Here is a 14,079-nt window from a genome sequence, read left to right on the forward strand (position 1 = left end):
TAGTTCACCATATATGCAAGATACTTCAAAACAATATGATGCCGTAATAGATACCTGTAAAAGTTTATTTATTAAAAAAATGAGTGATTACGGAAGCGCTTGGAGAATATTAAGGTTGCCATCGTTAACAGATCAAATTTTTATTAAGGCACAACGTATTAGAGGCCTACAGCAAAATGAAGTTCAGAAAGTTGATGAAGGACAAGAAAGTGAGTTTATTGGCATAATCAATTATTGTATTATGGCATTAATTCAATTGGATAAAGGTGTTGTTGAGCAACCTGATATGTCTACCGAAGAAGCTACAGCACTTTACACCGAAAAAGCAGCCATTACAAAACAGCTTATGGAAAATAAAAATCATGATTATGGCGAGGCTTGGCGAGAAATGCGTGTTAGCAGTTTAACCGATTTAATTTTACAAAAATTATTGCGTGTTAAACAAATTGAAGATAATAAAGGAAAAACTTTAGTGAGTGAAGGTATTGATGCTAATTATCAGGATATGATTAATTACTCAATTTTCGCATTAATTTTATTAGATAAAAATTAAAGCGAAAATAAATTCCAAATCTAAAATTCCAAATTCCAATGGTTTCAACAAGCAAAAAGCCTTACAGTTTAGAAGAGCGTACTTATGATTTCGCTAGAGATTGCCGCTTTTTAGTACGAGATTTAAAAAAGACAATCTCCAATGTTGAAGATGGTAAGCAATTGGTTAGATCTTCTGGATCGGTTGGTGCTAATTATATTGAAGGTAATGAAAAACTAGGCGATAAAGATTTGAAATTTAGAATGAAAATTTCAAGAAAAGAAGCCAAGGAGAGTGAGTATTGGTTAAAATTATTGAAAGAGTTAAACGAAAAAGAAGAAGAAAAAATTAAAGTATTAATAATAGAGGCAAATGAAATAAGAAAAATCCTCTCGGCAATAATTAATAAGTTATAATAATTTATACAAAAGAGTTTGTTTTGGAACTTAGTTTTTGTTATTTATAAAGGCTTAGATTTTGGAATTTAGTAATTGTAATTTGGAATTTAATTTTATATGAAAACATTAGTAAACATATCAAGAATCCTAGTAGGTGTATTATTCATTTTTTCAGGATTTATAAAACTTAACGACCCTCTTGGATTCTCATATAAATTGCAAGAATATTTTAGTCCAGATGTTTTAAATATTCCATTTTTAGAACCTTATGCGCTTATAATTTCGGTGTTTGTTGTGGTTTTTGAAGTGGTATTGGGTGTATTTCTGCTTATTGGTTACAAACCTAAATTTACCGTTTGGAGTTTGTTATTAATGATTGTGTTTTTCACCTTCTTAACATTTTACGCGGCTTATTTCGAAAAAGTAAAGGATTGCGGCTGTTTTGGCGACTTCATAAAATTAAAACCTTGGGAAACCTTCTGGAAGGATGTTGCACTTTTAGTGCTAATTGTAATCCTTTTTATAGGTGTTAAACATATTAAACCAATTTTCGGAAACCTTGTAACCACTGTAATAGCATTGTTAGGGTTTATATTAAGTTTGTGGTTTGGTTACCATGTATTAATGCATTTACCAGCAATAGATTTTAGAGCTTATGCTATAGGTAAAAATATTCAAGAAGGTATGCTTGTACCCGAAGATGCACCAAAACCCATTCAAGAATACAGTTGGAAATTTAAAGTTAACGGCGAAGAAAAAGTTATTAAAACCAATGGCTCTTACCCATCGGTAGAAGGCGATTTTGTAGGTGTTGAAACCAAAGTTATACAAGAGGGTTACACGCCACCCGTAGTCGATTTTTCTATTGAAACCGATACCGACGATTTAACAACGCACTTTTTGGAACAAGAGCACTTGATAATTGTTGTGTCTTATAGTTTAGAAAGTATCGAGCAAGGAGGCGCTTTAAAATTAAAAGCATTACAAGATGAAGCCAGACGAAATAATTATCAAATTATAGGTTTAACAGCTTCTGGTGAAGATGCTAAACAACGTATAAACGAAGCCTACAACATAGATTTTACTTGGTATTTATGCGATGAAAAAGCTTTAAAAACAGTAGTGCGTTCAAACCCTGGAGTTTTAGAGTTAGACAAAGGTCTAGTTAAGCAAAAAGTACATTGGAATGATATTGAAGATTTAAAGTTGCCTAAAGTAGAGAAGCCAGTGGAACCTAAAAAGCAAGAAGATGTAATTGCTTATTTTATAAATGATGTACCTTCAACAAAAGAAGAAGTAGAGGCTATAGATTCAGAAAAAATTGAAAGCATAAATGTTATTAAGGACTCTACACAGGTTAAAGCATTCAATCTAGGAAAGGATAGTGTTTATACAGGAATAGTGCAATTGAAATTAAAAGAAAAATAATTTACAACAAAGCTATTCCGTGAACATTAGTGAAATTCGTGTCAACTTAAAAAACAACAACTGATAAACTACTTATTAAATAAAATCTTTTACGCGCTCCTCACACTACTTGGGGTGGTTACTGTTATTTTCTTTTTATTTAGTGTGCTTCCTGGAGATCCTGCTCAAATGATGATGGGACAAAATGATGACAGCGAGCAATTAACTATCGTCAAGAAAAAGTATGGTTTCGATAAGCCAATAAGCACCCAGTATTTTTATTATTTAAACGATTTATCGCCTATATCGTTTCATTCTAATAATTCCGAAGATTACACATTTTTAAGCGATGGCAAGTATAGCGCAACACAATTATTTGCATTAGGAAACACTACAACGGTTTTAAAGGCACCATACTTAAGAGAATCCTTTGCAAAACAAGGAAAGCGCGTTAGTCAGGTGTTATCAGAAACACTACCAAATACCTTTGTGTTAGCAGTATCAGCCATTATAATCGCCATTATTTTAGGTGTTTTATTAGGAATTGTTTCTGCATTGTATAAGGACGGTTGGCTCGATAAAACCATTCAAATATTCAGTACGTTTGGTATGAGTATTCCATCATTTTTTAGCGCGATTTTATTTGCGTGGTTCTTTGGCTATTTACTGCACGATTATACTAATTTAGAAATGACGGGCAGCCTTTACGAACTAGACGATTTTGGCGAAGCCATGCATATAAAATGGAAAAATTTAATATTACCAGCAATTGTATTAGGTGTTCGTCCTTTAGCAGTGGTTATTCAACTTATGCGAAATTCGTTGTTAGAAGTTTTTAATCAAGATTATATAAGAACCGCTAGAGCAAAAGGGCTAAGCGAATTTCAAATTATAAAAAGACACGCCGTTAAAAATGCTTTAAATCCTGTAGTTACAGCAATTTCAGGATGGTTTGCTTCTATGTTGGCAGGAGCTGTGTTTGTAGAGTATATTTTTGGTTGGAACGGTTTGGGTAAAGAGATCGTAAATGCATTAAATACTCTGGACTTACCGGTAATTATGGGCTCGGTGTTAATTATAGCCGTTATGTTTGTAATTATTAATATTTTTGTCGACATAATTTACGTGTGGTTAGATCCAAAAGTTAAATTAGAATAATGTCCTACTCAGGCTAAAACCGCTTTAAAAGCACAACATGAAAAAAATAATATACACGCTTACTTTATTAGTAAGCCTATTAAGCTGTAACTCGCAAGAACCAACGCAATTCTCAGAGGAGGCTTTAAACGATTCTTTTATAAATCTAGAAGGTACTGAAACAACCTTTAAAAGCATTTTAGAAATGCATAAAGGCAAAAATATTGTGATAGATATTTGGGCATCTTGGTGTAGCGATTGTATAAAAGGTATGCCCAAAGTAAAAGCATTACAAAAACAGTTTCCAGATGTAGCCTATGTGTTTTTATCACTAGATAGAGGGCAAGATGCATGGAAAAGAGGCATAAAAAAATATAATGTAACAGGCAATCATTATTATTTACCAAATGCTAAAGATTGCGATTTTGCAGATTTTGTAAATATTAGCTGGATTCCTAGATATATGCTAATTAATAAAGCCAGCGAAATCGTTGTATTTAATGTTATTGAAGCTAACGACAATAAGTTGATAGATGCATTAAAAAAATAGTTATTTTTGTTCTATTAGCAAATATTAATTTTAGCTTGTTTAGTATAAAACCTAGAATATTAAAACATTATGAGAAAACAAATTGTAGCCGGTAACTGGAAAATGAATAATGATTTAGCGCAAACCGAAGCGTTAATAGCGGCATTAAAAAAGCAAACAAAAACAACCGATGCCGAAGTAATGGTAGCACCAACAGCAACTAACTTATGGCAAGCATATAATTCACTTAAAGGTGTAAATATAGAAGTTATAGCACAAAATATGCACTTTGCAGAAAGTGGTGCTTACACTGGCGAAGTTAGCGCAGCTATGTTAAAAAGTATCGGTATAGAAACCGTTATACTAGGCCACAGCGAGCGTCGTGAGTACTTTAACGAAACCGACGAGCTTCTTGCCAAAAAAGTAGATGCAGCTTTAGCAAAAGGTATGCGTGTAATTTTCTGTTTTGGAGAAGAATTAGCCGATAGAAAAGCAGGAAACGAAGAAACTGTAGTAGGACTTCAAATTAAAAATGCATTATTCCATTTAGGAGCAGCAGATTTTCAAAACATTGTATTAGCTTATGAGCCTGTTTGGGCCATTGGAACAGGCGAAACTGCAAGTCCAGAGCAAGCGCAAGATATGCATGCGTTTATTAGAAAAACATTAGCCGATAAATATGGAAGCGATGTTGCCGATGAGGTTTCAATCCTTTATGGAGGTAGTGTAAAACCAGCAAATGCCGAAGAGATTTTCTCTAAGCCAGATGTAGATGGTGGTTTAATTGGTGGTGCTGCACTTAATGCAGACGACTTTTTCGCTATTGTAAACGCATTCTAGTAAATTTAAAATAATAAAAGTATGATCTAAGGGTATTCCCTAGTTTTTAAAAACTAGAGAATGCCCTTAAGTTTTTGGTTTTAGTTATAGTTAGCTTGCAGTTAGCTATTTATTAATTAAAACCAATCCTCATGAAAACTTTAAAATTACTTTTATTAATATGTTCTTCTTCGTTATTTGCCCAGGTTCCTGCAAATAACGAATGTGTTAATGCAGAACCTATTACGATACCCACTGCTTCAGCACTAGTAATTTCACCAAACTTTACCGAAGCAACCGAAAGTCTTGATGCTTCATGTAACACAGCGTCTGTAAATAATAAAGACTTATGGTATACATTCACCATGCCTATAGATGGTATTTTACGTATTAGTAATACCTCGGCAGTAAATTATTTTACTATTTATGATACCTGTGGCGGCGCGGAAATTGAGTGTAGTAAAGACGATTCTTCTTTTAATAGTTTAACAAACGGAAATACTTATCTTTTAAGGGCTTCTTATCAATTTGATAATGGTGGAGCTTTTTCGCTTCAAGCCTTAACTGCTGCAGCTAATGATGATTGTGCAAATCGAGAAACAATTGCCATGAGTACATCTAATTTTACACAACCTAATCCCGATTCTAGTTATGCGTCTAAAAGTGTCGAGGCTAGTTGCGATTCTGCTAGTAATCTATATTTAGATGTGTGGTACGAATTTATTATGCCTGTTAATGGTAATGTTGAAGTGACTTTTTCCGATAATAAACAAACCTTTACACTTTATGATGGTTGTACAGGCAATGAGTTACAATGTTTTTCTGGTATTGGATTATTTGAAAATTTAAGTCAAAATTCAACGTATATTTTAAGAGTTGCAGAGCGGTCTACTGAAGTGGGAATTATGAATTTTAGGTTGCAAGCTTATGCATTTGCTTTAAATAATGATTGTGAAAATACTGAAACTATAACCGTCGAGACACTAAATTCTAATACCTACCAAACAGATTTAAGAGCAGCTAAAGAAAGTTTAGACTCCACCTGTGAAATAGCAAGTGATACAAATTTCGATTTGTGGTATAATTTTACAATGCCTGTAACAGGAAATTTAAAAATAGAACAATTGTCTGGACTTGATACAGTAACACTTTATGATAGTTGTGATGGCACCGAAATTTCTTGTCAGTCGGGTTTGCAAATAATCTCTGGGTTAGTTGAAAACACTAATTATGTAGTAAGGATTGCTTCCATTTCTCCAAAAAACATACAACCTAGATTTCAGGCGTTTGCCAAGGCAGAAAATGATGAATGTGGTACTAGTGAAACGCTTTCTATAACCACAAACGATTTTACGCAATACACGGTAGATGCTAGAACAGCAACCGAAAGTCTTAATAGCTCATGCGATACAGAATCAGACATTAATTTAGATTTATGGTTCGATTTTGTAATGCCAGTAACCGGCAATTTACAAGTTTCTGGCACTACATTTCATTTAAAGTCGACTTTATACGATGCTTGTTCTGGTAATGAAATAGGGTGCTTTCAAGGTAACGGAACCTTTTCAAATTTAATATTTAATACAACTTATAAGTTACGGGTTTCACAAAAATTGAACGATTCCAATTCGCGAAATTTTAGACTACAAGCCCTTGAAAATATTTTTAATGACGAATGCTATTCTCCTCAAAACATAGTAGTTCCTACAGAGGGTTACATCACAACTTCAACCAATAATGGGGCAGCTACCAATAGCGTAATTACGGCTTGCGAACCTCCAAGCGAATCGCTTACCGTACAAGATGTTTGGTATAGTTTTACCATGCCAAGTACTAATGATATTGAGATTAGTCACTTATCTGAAAATGTGTTGGGGTATTATGCTTTATTCGATGCTTGTGGAACCACAGAGTTACAATGCTTTACTAATAGTGGTTTTTTTACTAATTTAACTCAAGGAAATGAGTATTTATTAAAAGTTGGTAATCTATCTTCTCAGTCTGGTATTTTAAGTTTTAATATGTCTGCGCAACAAGTAGCGTTGGATGTAAATACAGTAAGTATTAAAAATTTAAAGCTGTATCCAAACCCAACAACCAATGTGTTTCATATAGAACATTCAGGGCAAATGAATTTACAAAACCTTTCTGTTTTAGATTTGAATGGCAGGGTAATTAAATCGGTTAGGTTACATGATAATATGAAAACTATCGATATTTCAGGTTTGCAACCTTCTGTATATATAGTGGTTATTGAAGCAGCTAACACACGTTTAATTAAGCGTATTATAAAACAGTAATGTGTTTTTGTATCTTTAGATAATTAACAAAATTGAAATGAACTTCCAATTATTTCTTTTAATGCTAGCATGTCTTTTATCCAGCGTTTTAAACGCTCAAGATAAAGAGAACGCTTATTCTAAAGATAGTTTAGAAGTGGTTTCATTACTAAATTTAGGGTATAAGCTAGAGGCTAAAAGCCCGCATAAAGCTATTTCAACGTATAAAAAAGCGGCGAAAATAAGTGAATCTATACATTTTAATTTAGGGAGTTTTAGGGCCTATAGTTATACTGCCATTGTGTTTAGTGATTTGGCATTGTATGACTCTGCCATATATTATAATAAAATAGCATTGCCCTTTGCTAAAAAAATAAACTATGAAAAAGGTATTGCAGCAACCTATATAAATTTAGGGAATACCTATCAATTTTTTGGTAGATATGATAACGTGGTAGATAATTACATTAAGGGCATTCAAATATTTAAAACCATAGCAGATAGTTCTAGTGTTTCGCAATCATATCAAAACTTAGCTGCTCTTTTTAGTGCCATTAATCGGCATGATAAAGAAATTGAGTATTTAGAATTAGCGTTAAAAAATAACCCTAAAGATAATAAGGTTCAAAAAGGAATGATTTATGGCGATTTGGGTTTAGCGGAAACTAAATTAAAGATGTTACCCAATGCTTTAGCGTTTTTTAATAAGGCCGATAGTATTTCTAAGATTGTATCAAACAACCGTTTAAGTTTTTTTGTGTCAAGAAATTACGGAGAATATCATCTATTAACTCAAGATTATAAAAAAGCCATTCCGTTTTTTGAACAAGCACTTCACATTAATAACGGTATAAACGACGAGTATTATCGTACAGAAGTGCTCTTTAAATTAGGAGAAGCCTATTCTAACTTAAAACGCTATAAAGCGTCTAAAAGTTATTTGGAAAAAGCCTTAGAGTTTGCTAAGAAAAATAATATTAGAGAAATTCAAGAACGTGTTTATTTAGAGTTGGCATATATAAGTAAAAGTCAAGGTGATTACAAAGATGCTTACAACTATAAAGAATTAAGTTCTAAGTTTTCAGATTCGTTAAAAAATGAACGCTTCATAAAACAAATAAATGTGTTGGAAGCGCAATTTAAATCCAAAAAGAAAGACAACGAAATTTATGAACAACGATTGTTGTTAGCCGAACAGGAAAGCATTATAAATAAAAAGCAAATGCAAAATAAAATAGCTATAGGTTTAGCACTCTTATTTTTAATTCTCTCTTTGGCAAGTTGGCTTATTTACAAACAACGGCAAAAACGAAAAGATCAAGAGTTATTAGTCATTAAAAACGAAGCGCAAATAAATTCATTAGAGTCCTTAATAGAAGGCGAAGAAAAAGAGCGCCTAAGGATTGCTAAGGAGTTGCATGATGGCGTAAACGGTGAACTTTCGGCTATTAAGCATAAATTAAATACCTTGTTAGAGCTTAATAATAAAACCATTGAGGAGGCTGTTGTAATGATTGATAAATCTTGTGAGCAGGTGCGGGCTATTTCACATAATCTAGTACCACCAGTACTCGAAAATTTTGATTTAAAAACGGCCATTGCAGATTATTGTTCCAATATGAATTATATCCACGAACCAAAAATAACATTTGATTATTTAGGGGATAACTTGAGTTTATCTAAATTAACAGAAGTCAATATTTTTAGAATTACACAAGAATTGCTTACTAATAGTATAAAACACGCTAAAGCAAAAGAGATTAACGTGCAGTTAAGTTTTAGAAATAATGTTATTCAACTAGCTGTAGACGATGATGGTGTGGGGTTTAATACGTTAAACCTAGTATCTAATGGGCTTGGTATTTCCAATATAAAAAGTAGGGTGGCGTTTTTAAATGGAGAAATTGATTTTGTATCTTCGGAAAGCGGAACATCCGTAAATATTCTAATAGATATCGCAAAATTCAATCATGATTAAGGTTTCAATAACAGACGATCATTATGTAGTGCTTAAAGGCATTGAATCCCTTTTAAAGGATGAAAAGCATATTAATGTTATCTCCATTCATGAAAATGCAAAAGACACCTTAAAAGCCTTTAAGGTTAATGAGCCAGATATTTTGTTTTTAGATATTAATCTACCAGATATTAATGGTATAGAACTTACAAAAACCATAACAAAAACCTTTCCAAAGGTTCGAATTATTGCCTTAACTAATCATGAAGACGTATCGTTTGTAAAACGTATTTTAGATAATGGAGCATTTGGGTATCTTCTTAAAAATGCACATAAAGCCGAATTGCTAGAAGCCATTTCTACCGTTACTAAAGGCGAAAAATTTCTTCAGGAATCCATAAAGAAAAAAATTTTAAATCAGTCTTTAGGAAGAACAGAAAATACTGCGTTTCAGCCTAAACTTACAAGAAGAGAAACCGAAATTTTAAAGGCTATTTCTGAAGAATTAACCACGCAAGAAATATCAGAAAAACTATTTATTAGTCCAAAAACTGTAGAAGCCCACCGCATGAATATTATGAGCAAGCTAGGGGCAAAAAATAGCGTTGGTATTATTAAAATAGCTATCCAGAAGCAGTTGTTGTAAATGCATTTTACTTTTCTATTATTGATAAAAAACACACGCTTTTAAATGGAAAAAGATATTTGGTGGTTCATAGAGATGACTAGTGCAATTTATAAAGCAATAAACCTTAAATTTGCAACTTAATTTAATTTGCAAATGTCCAATACAATCTACATAGGTTACTATTTTAAAGTAAAACCCATACAACCAGCGGTCGAAATACTAATTGCAGAACTTGGTTATGCAGGTTTTGAAAGTTTTGTAGAAACCGAGGAAGGTGTTACAGCATACATCCAAAAGGAAGAATGGAATGAAAATAATCTTGATGATATTCAAATATTAAATTCTGATGAGTTTGAAATTACGTTCACTTTTGAAGAAATAGAACAAACCAACTGGAATGAAGAGTGGGAGAAAAACTTTAACCCTATTGTAGTAGACAACGTTTGTGCAGTTCGTGCACCTTTTCATGAGAAGTTCGATACGCAATACGACATTATTATCGAACCCAAAATGAGTTTTGGTACAGGGCATCATGAAACTACGCATATGATGATCCAGCATATCTTGAAGAATGATTTTAAAGATAAATCGGTTTTAGATATGGGATGTGGAACCGGTGTTTTAGCAATTTTAGCAGAAATGAAAGGTGCCAAACCTATTGATGCTATCGACTACGATAATTGGTGTTACCTAAACAGTTTGGAAAATGTTGAGCGAAATACTTGTAAAAATATTACAGTAATTGAAGGCGACGCGTCAGTTTTAAAAAATAAATACGACATAATAATAGCCAATATAAATCGTAATATTTTAATGCAAGACATGGAGACTTATGTGTCTTGTTTAAATAAAAATGGTTTGCTGTTTCTAAGTGGATTTTACGCAGATGATATCCCAATGATTCAAAACGAATGTGAAAAACATCTGTTAAAATTTGAAGAAAAACTGGAAAGAAACAATTGGGTATCGTTAAAATTTATAAATTAGTAGGATTATTAATCCCCAAAGATTATTAAATTATGAGTATTAAAGAAAAAGCATCAGAAGAATTATTACTAGAAGAAGCCGTATTAACTCAAAATGAGATAGTATTGTTTAATGATGATGTAAACACTTTCGATCATGTAATTGAAACCCTTATTTACGCCTGCGAGCATACTGCAGAACAAGCAGAGCAATGCGCAATACTTGTGCATTACAAAGGAAAGTGCACAGTAAAAACGGGAGCTTTAAAAGATTTAAAACCCCGCTGCTCTATGCTTCTAGAAGCAGGTTTAAGTGCAGAGATTGTATAAAAAGGCCGCCTAAAAATGTAATTGAATTGTGAGAGTTATTCAGCTAATATTTAGTTGGCAACCTTATAGTTTTATTGTATTCTTCCAATAGCGCAACTCACTAAAGACTTCGCTTTAGTAGTAAAATCATTTTTATCGCCAACTACTGGATAGCCTATTTCGTTTAAAGTGTTTTTCACTATTTCAATAGTATTTTCCTGATTGTAGTTAAACGATACCGTATTACTACTAGTATTTACTTGTGCATTAACTACATCGTCTATACTAGATATTTTTTTTATAATGGTGTTGGCACAACCGCCACATTTTAAATTTTGTACTTCTAAGCTTATTTCCATGGTGTTATCGCTTTTTTAGTTTATAGTGTGCTAGGACAAACATAATTTGTAACAGGTAAGTCGCTATTTTTTATAGCACCAAAACCACCAGCAATATCAATTAAGTTATCAAATCCACGAGCTTTTAAAATAGACGCTGCAATAACAGAGCGATAACCACCAGCACAATGCACGTAATACGTTTTATCTTTATCTATAGCGTTCATGTTATCATTAATATAGTCTAAAGCAAAATGCTGCACCTTATCGCCTACGAGATGTTCAGATTTATATTCGCCATCTTTTCTAACATCTAATACATTACTAGATTTGCTGTCGTAGTCCTTAGAAAATTCATCGACAGAAATAGATTTTATAGATTCTACATCTTTTCCTGTTTTTTTCCAAGCTTCAATACCGCCTTCTAAATAGCCTAAAGTATTATCGTAACCAACACGCGATAATCGTGTTACGGTTTCTTCTTCTCGTCCCTTAGGAGTTATTAGTAGTATTGGTTGTTTTAAATCGGTAATTAAAGCGCCAACCCATGGTGCAAACCCACCATTAATACCAATAAAAATGGAATTAGGAATATGGGCTTCAATAAATTCTTTTTCTGTTCTAACATCTAAAACTAAAGCGTTTTCATGGTTTGCTATGTTTTCAAACTGTTGTGGGGCTAAAGGTGTATCGCCTTTTTTTAATACGTTTTCAAAAGAATCGTAACCAGATTTGTTCATCATAGCGTTTTTTGCAAAATACTGTGGTGGTGGTGCAATACCATCTAGCACTTCTTTTACAAATTCGGCTTTGGTCATGTTTGCTCTTAAAGCATAATTAGTTTTCTTTTGCTCGCCTAAAACACCTACGGTTTCTTTGCTTAAATTTTTGCCACAAGCAGAACCCGCGCCATGTGCAGGGTAAACAATAACATCGTTTGGAAGTGTCATTATTTTTTCTCTTAGCGAATCGTATAACATGGCAGCTAAGTCTTCTTTTGTTAAATCGGACTTAATCGCTAAATCGGGTCTGCCAACATCACCTAAAAACAAGGTGTCTCCCGAAAAAATAGCGTGTTCTTTTCCGTTTTCATCAAACAGTAAAAATGTAGAAGACTCTAAGGTATGCCCAGGTGTGTGTAATACTTTAATAACAACATCGCCCAATTTAAACTCTTCATTATCTTTAGCCGAATGAATATCGTAGCTCGTTTCTGCTCCTGGACCATAAATAATTTTTGCTCCTGTTTTTTTAGCCAAATCGACGTGCCCGGAAACAAAATCGGCATGAAAATGCGTTTCGAAAATATACTTAATTTTAGCATTTTCTTTAGTTGCTTTATCCACATATTGTTGGGTTTCACGCAAGGGATCAATAATGGCTACTTCACCCTTCGATTCTATATAATAAGCGCCTTGCGCTAAACAACCAGTGTATATTTGTTCTATTTTCATTTTTTTATTTTTTTGTAATTCCCACTAAAGCGGGAATTTTTTCCATTACTTATTTTCCATTACTAAATTACAAAACCTTAGCATGTTGCTTTGTAACATATATTACGGATCGTTTTATTTTAACTCTTTGTATATAATATAAACAGCCATAATTAATACAAAGTATCCAAAACTTGTTTTAAGCTTTTTTCCACTTATAAATTTAGAGAGAAATACGCCAATAACAATTCCTACTATTGAAATAACGGTAAACGCCAGTAAAAAGGTCCATTCTATATCTATAGTTTGCACATCGCCTATAAAACCTATTAGGGAATTAATAGTTACTATAATTAAGGAGGTACCAACAGCTTTTTTCATTGGTATTTTAGCCCATATTACTAATGCTGGCACATATAAAAAACCACCACCAGCACCAATAAGACCTGTAACTGTACCTATAGTTAAGCCTTGAATAAAGGTTTTATAATAGGATTGTTTTGTAGCAAGCAACTCCTGTGGCTTGTCTTTTTTTATCATGGAATAGGATGCAATAATCATAATAATTGCAAAAAATATCATGATGCCCATATTTTTTGTTAAACTGAAATCTCCAAAGGAGAAAAGGGTATCGGGTATACTTTGAACCAGATACCGACGTGTTAAATACACGGCTAAAAATGATGGGAACGAAAAGGCTAATCCTGTTTTAAAATCTACTAAGCCTTTTTTGTGTTTTTGGTAGGTACCAACCATAGATGATGTTCCTACAACAAATAGGGAATAGGCTGTGGCAATTACAGGATTGTACCCTAAAAGATAAACCAAAAGCGGCACGGTAAGTATAGAACCACCACCGCCAATTAGTCCTAAAACTAAACCAACAATTAGTGCGCCTATATAGCCTAATATTTCGGTTGTTCCCATTGTTTAGTGTGGTAGTTTTTTTTGTAACAGTCCGTAAATAAATGTGCCTAACACCGCCGATGCAATTACAATAATCATGCTCCAAACACCAGTACCCAAAAGAATATACATAGGGCCAGGGCAAGCGCCTATTAAAGCCCAACCTAAGCCAAAAATAGTACCGCCTATAATGTATCGTGCTAATCCGTTGTCTTTTTTAGGGACATAAATATCTGCGCCTTTTATACTTTTTATATGGCCTTTTTTAGCAATTTGTAAAAATAAAATACCAGATGCTATGGCTGTACCTATAATGCCATACATATGAAAGGATTGAAACCTGAACATCTCGTAAATGCGGTACCATGAAACGGCTTCGGATTTTACTAATACAATTCCAAAAAATATGCCGACTAATAGAAATTTTACTGCTTTCATAGTT

General features: G+C 33.1%; 15 protein-coding genes. 11 read left to right on the forward strand and 4 right to left on the reverse strand.

Translation table 11 applies throughout. From position 1 onward, the window contains the following. Nucleotides 1–13 precede the first annotated feature (13 nt). The 11 genes from BMY96_RS12920 (at nucleotide 14) to BMY96_RS12970 (ending at nucleotide 10,981) form a co-directional block, all read left to right on the forward strand. On the forward strand, nucleotides 14–553 hold the full coding sequence (locus BMY96_RS12920; RefSeq protein ID WP_092852843.1) for a DUF1599 domain-containing protein: 540 nt from the start codon (nucleotides 14–16) through the stop codon (nucleotides 551–553). 38 nt (nucleotides 554–591) lie between these two features. Next, a complete protein-coding gene (locus BMY96_RS12925; RefSeq protein ID WP_092852845.1) occupies nucleotides 592–948 on the forward strand; it encodes a four helix bundle protein in 357 nt (118 codons plus the stop codon). A 99-nt stretch (nucleotides 949–1,047) separates the two neighbouring features. Then, a complete protein-coding gene (locus tag BMY96_RS12930) occupies nucleotides 1,048–2,358 on the forward strand; it encodes a BT_3928 family protein (RefSeq protein WP_092852847.1) in 1,311 nt (436 codons plus the stop codon). Nucleotides 2,359–2,418: 60 nt separating this feature from the next. Next, nucleotides 2,419–3,495: an ABC transporter permease gene (locus tag BMY96_RS12935; RefSeq protein ID WP_092852849.1), complete on the forward strand. Its 1,077-nt coding sequence runs from the start codon at nucleotides 2,419–2,421 to the stop codon at nucleotides 3,493–3,495. Nucleotides 3,496–3,532: 37 nt separating this feature from the next. Then, the gene (locus tag BMY96_RS12940; RefSeq protein WP_092852851.1) at nucleotides 3,533–4,024 is read left to right on the forward strand and encodes a TlpA family protein disulfide reductase; all 492 of its coding nucleotides are present in this window, start codon (nucleotides 3,533–3,535) and stop codon (nucleotides 4,022–4,024) included. A 69-nt stretch (nucleotides 4,025–4,093) separates the two neighbouring features. Further along, a complete protein-coding gene (gene tpiA, locus BMY96_RS12945; RefSeq protein ID WP_092852853.1) occupies nucleotides 4,094–4,843 on the forward strand; it encodes a triose-phosphate isomerase in 750 nt (249 codons plus the stop codon). Nucleotides 4,844–4,974: 131 nt separating this feature from the next. Then, nucleotides 4,975–7,122 carry a T9SS type A sorting domain-containing protein gene (locus tag BMY96_RS12950; RefSeq protein ID WP_092852855.1) on the forward strand — a complete coding sequence of 716 codons (2,148 nt, stop codon included), beginning with the start codon at nucleotides 4,975–4,977 and terminating at the stop codon, nucleotides 7,120–7,122. A gap of 37 nt (nucleotides 7,123–7,159) precedes the next feature. Then, nucleotides 7,160–9,079 carry a tetratricopeptide repeat-containing sensor histidine kinase gene (locus tag BMY96_RS12955; RefSeq protein WP_092852857.1) on the forward strand — a complete coding sequence of 640 codons (1,920 nt, stop codon included), beginning with the start codon at nucleotides 7,160–7,162 and terminating at the stop codon, nucleotides 9,077–9,079. Next, the gene (locus BMY96_RS12960) at nucleotides 9,072–9,704 is read left to right on the forward strand and encodes a response regulator (protein ID WP_092852859.1); all 633 of its coding nucleotides are present in this window, start codon (nucleotides 9,072–9,074) and stop codon (nucleotides 9,702–9,704) included. Before BMY96_RS12955 ends, BMY96_RS12960 begins: the two co-directional genes overlap by 8 nt. 135 nt (nucleotides 9,705–9,839) lie before the next feature. Further along, nucleotides 9,840–10,673 carry a 50S ribosomal protein L11 methyltransferase gene (prmA, locus tag BMY96_RS12965; RefSeq protein WP_092852861.1) on the forward strand — a complete coding sequence of 278 codons (834 nt, stop codon included), beginning with the start codon at nucleotides 9,840–9,842 and terminating at the stop codon, nucleotides 10,671–10,673. Between the two features lie 32 nt (nucleotides 10,674–10,705). Continuing rightward, on the forward strand, nucleotides 10,706–10,981 hold the full coding sequence (locus tag BMY96_RS12970; protein ID WP_092852863.1) for an ATP-dependent Clp protease adaptor ClpS: 276 nt from the start codon (nucleotides 10,706–10,708) through the stop codon (nucleotides 10,979–10,981). A 71-nt stretch (nucleotides 10,982–11,052) separates the two neighbouring features. On the opposite strand, the gene BMY96_RS12975 is transcribed toward BMY96_RS12970, so the two are convergent. From BMY96_RS12975 to BMY96_RS12990, 4 genes are all read right to left on the reverse strand, one after another. Next, nucleotides 11,053–11,319, reverse strand: coding sequence for a heavy-metal-associated domain-containing protein (locus BMY96_RS12975; RefSeq protein ID WP_092852865.1), 267 nt, complete (start codon nucleotides 11,317–11,319; stop codon nucleotides 11,053–11,055). Between the two features lie 20 nt (nucleotides 11,320–11,339). After that, nucleotides 11,340–12,752 (reverse strand): MBL fold metallo-hydrolase, encoded by a 1,413-nt coding sequence (locus BMY96_RS12980; protein WP_092852867.1) that lies wholly within the window; start codon nucleotides 12,750–12,752, stop codon nucleotides 11,340–11,342. A 114-nt stretch (nucleotides 12,753–12,866) separates the two neighbouring features. Then, nucleotides 12,867–13,658, reverse strand: a complete 792-nt coding sequence (locus BMY96_RS12985) for a sulfite exporter TauE/SafE family protein (protein WP_092852869.1) — start codon at nucleotides 13,656–13,658, stop codon at nucleotides 12,867–12,869. A gap of 3 nt (nucleotides 13,659–13,661) precedes the next feature. Then, nucleotides 13,662–14,075, reverse strand: coding sequence for a DUF6691 family protein (locus BMY96_RS12990; protein ID WP_092852871.1), 414 nt, complete (start codon nucleotides 14,073–14,075; stop codon nucleotides 13,662–13,664). Nucleotides 14,076–14,079 lie beyond the last annotated feature (4 nt).

The organism is Algibacter pectinivorans (assembly GCF_900112595.1).
Classification (GTDB): domain Bacteria; phylum Bacteroidota; class Bacteroidia; order Flavobacteriales; family Flavobacteriaceae; genus Algibacter_B; species Algibacter_B pectinivorans.

Excerpts from the sequence above, each read along its gene's own strand:
- BMY96_RS12920 (WP_092852843.1), top strand. The coding sequence starts at position 14 with ATGCAAGATACTTCAAAACAATATGATGCCGTAATAGATACCTGTAAA.
- BMY96_RS12925 (WP_092852845.1), top strand. The coding sequence starts at position 592 with ATGGTTTCAACAAGCAAAAAGCCTTACAGTTTAGAAGAGCGTACTTAT.
- BMY96_RS12930 (WP_092852847.1), top strand. The coding sequence starts at position 1,048 with ATGAAAACATTAGTAAACATATCAAGAATCCTAGTAGGTGTATTATTC.
- BMY96_RS12940 (WP_092852851.1), top strand. The coding sequence starts at position 3,533 with ATGAAAAAAATAATATACACGCTTACTTTATTAGTAAGCCTATTAAGC.
- tpiA (WP_092852853.1), top strand. The coding sequence starts at position 4,094 with ATGAGAAAACAAATTGTAGCCGGTAACTGGAAAATGAATAATGATTTA.
- BMY96_RS12950 (WP_092852855.1), top strand. The coding sequence starts at position 4,975 with ATGAAAACTTTAAAATTACTTTTATTAATATGTTCTTCTTCGTTATTT.
- BMY96_RS12955 (WP_092852857.1), top strand. The coding sequence starts at position 7,160 with ATGAACTTCCAATTATTTCTTTTAATGCTAGCATGTCTTTTATCCAGC.
- BMY96_RS12960 (WP_092852859.1), top strand. The coding sequence starts at position 9,072 with ATGATTAAGGTTTCAATAACAGACGATCATTATGTAGTGCTTAAAGGC.
- prmA (WP_092852861.1), top strand. The coding sequence starts at position 9,840 with ATGTCCAATACAATCTACATAGGTTACTATTTTAAAGTAAAACCCATA.
- BMY96_RS12970 (WP_092852863.1), top strand. The coding sequence starts at position 10,706 with ATGAGTATTAAAGAAAAAGCATCAGAAGAATTATTACTAGAAGAAGCC.
- BMY96_RS12975 (WP_092852865.1), bottom strand. The coding sequence starts at position 11,319 with ATGGAAATAAGCTTAGAAGTACAAAATTTAAAATGTGGCGGTTGTGCC.
- BMY96_RS12980 (WP_092852867.1), bottom strand. The coding sequence starts at position 12,752 with ATGAAAATAGAACAAATATACACTGGTTGTTTAGCGCAAGGCGCTTAT.
- BMY96_RS12985 (WP_092852869.1), bottom strand. The coding sequence starts at position 13,658 with ATGGGAACAACCGAAATATTAGGCTATATAGGCGCACTAATTGTTGGT.
- BMY96_RS12990 (WP_092852871.1), bottom strand. The coding sequence starts at position 14,075 with ATGAAAGCAGTAAAATTTCTATTAGTCGGCATATTTTTTGGAATTGTA.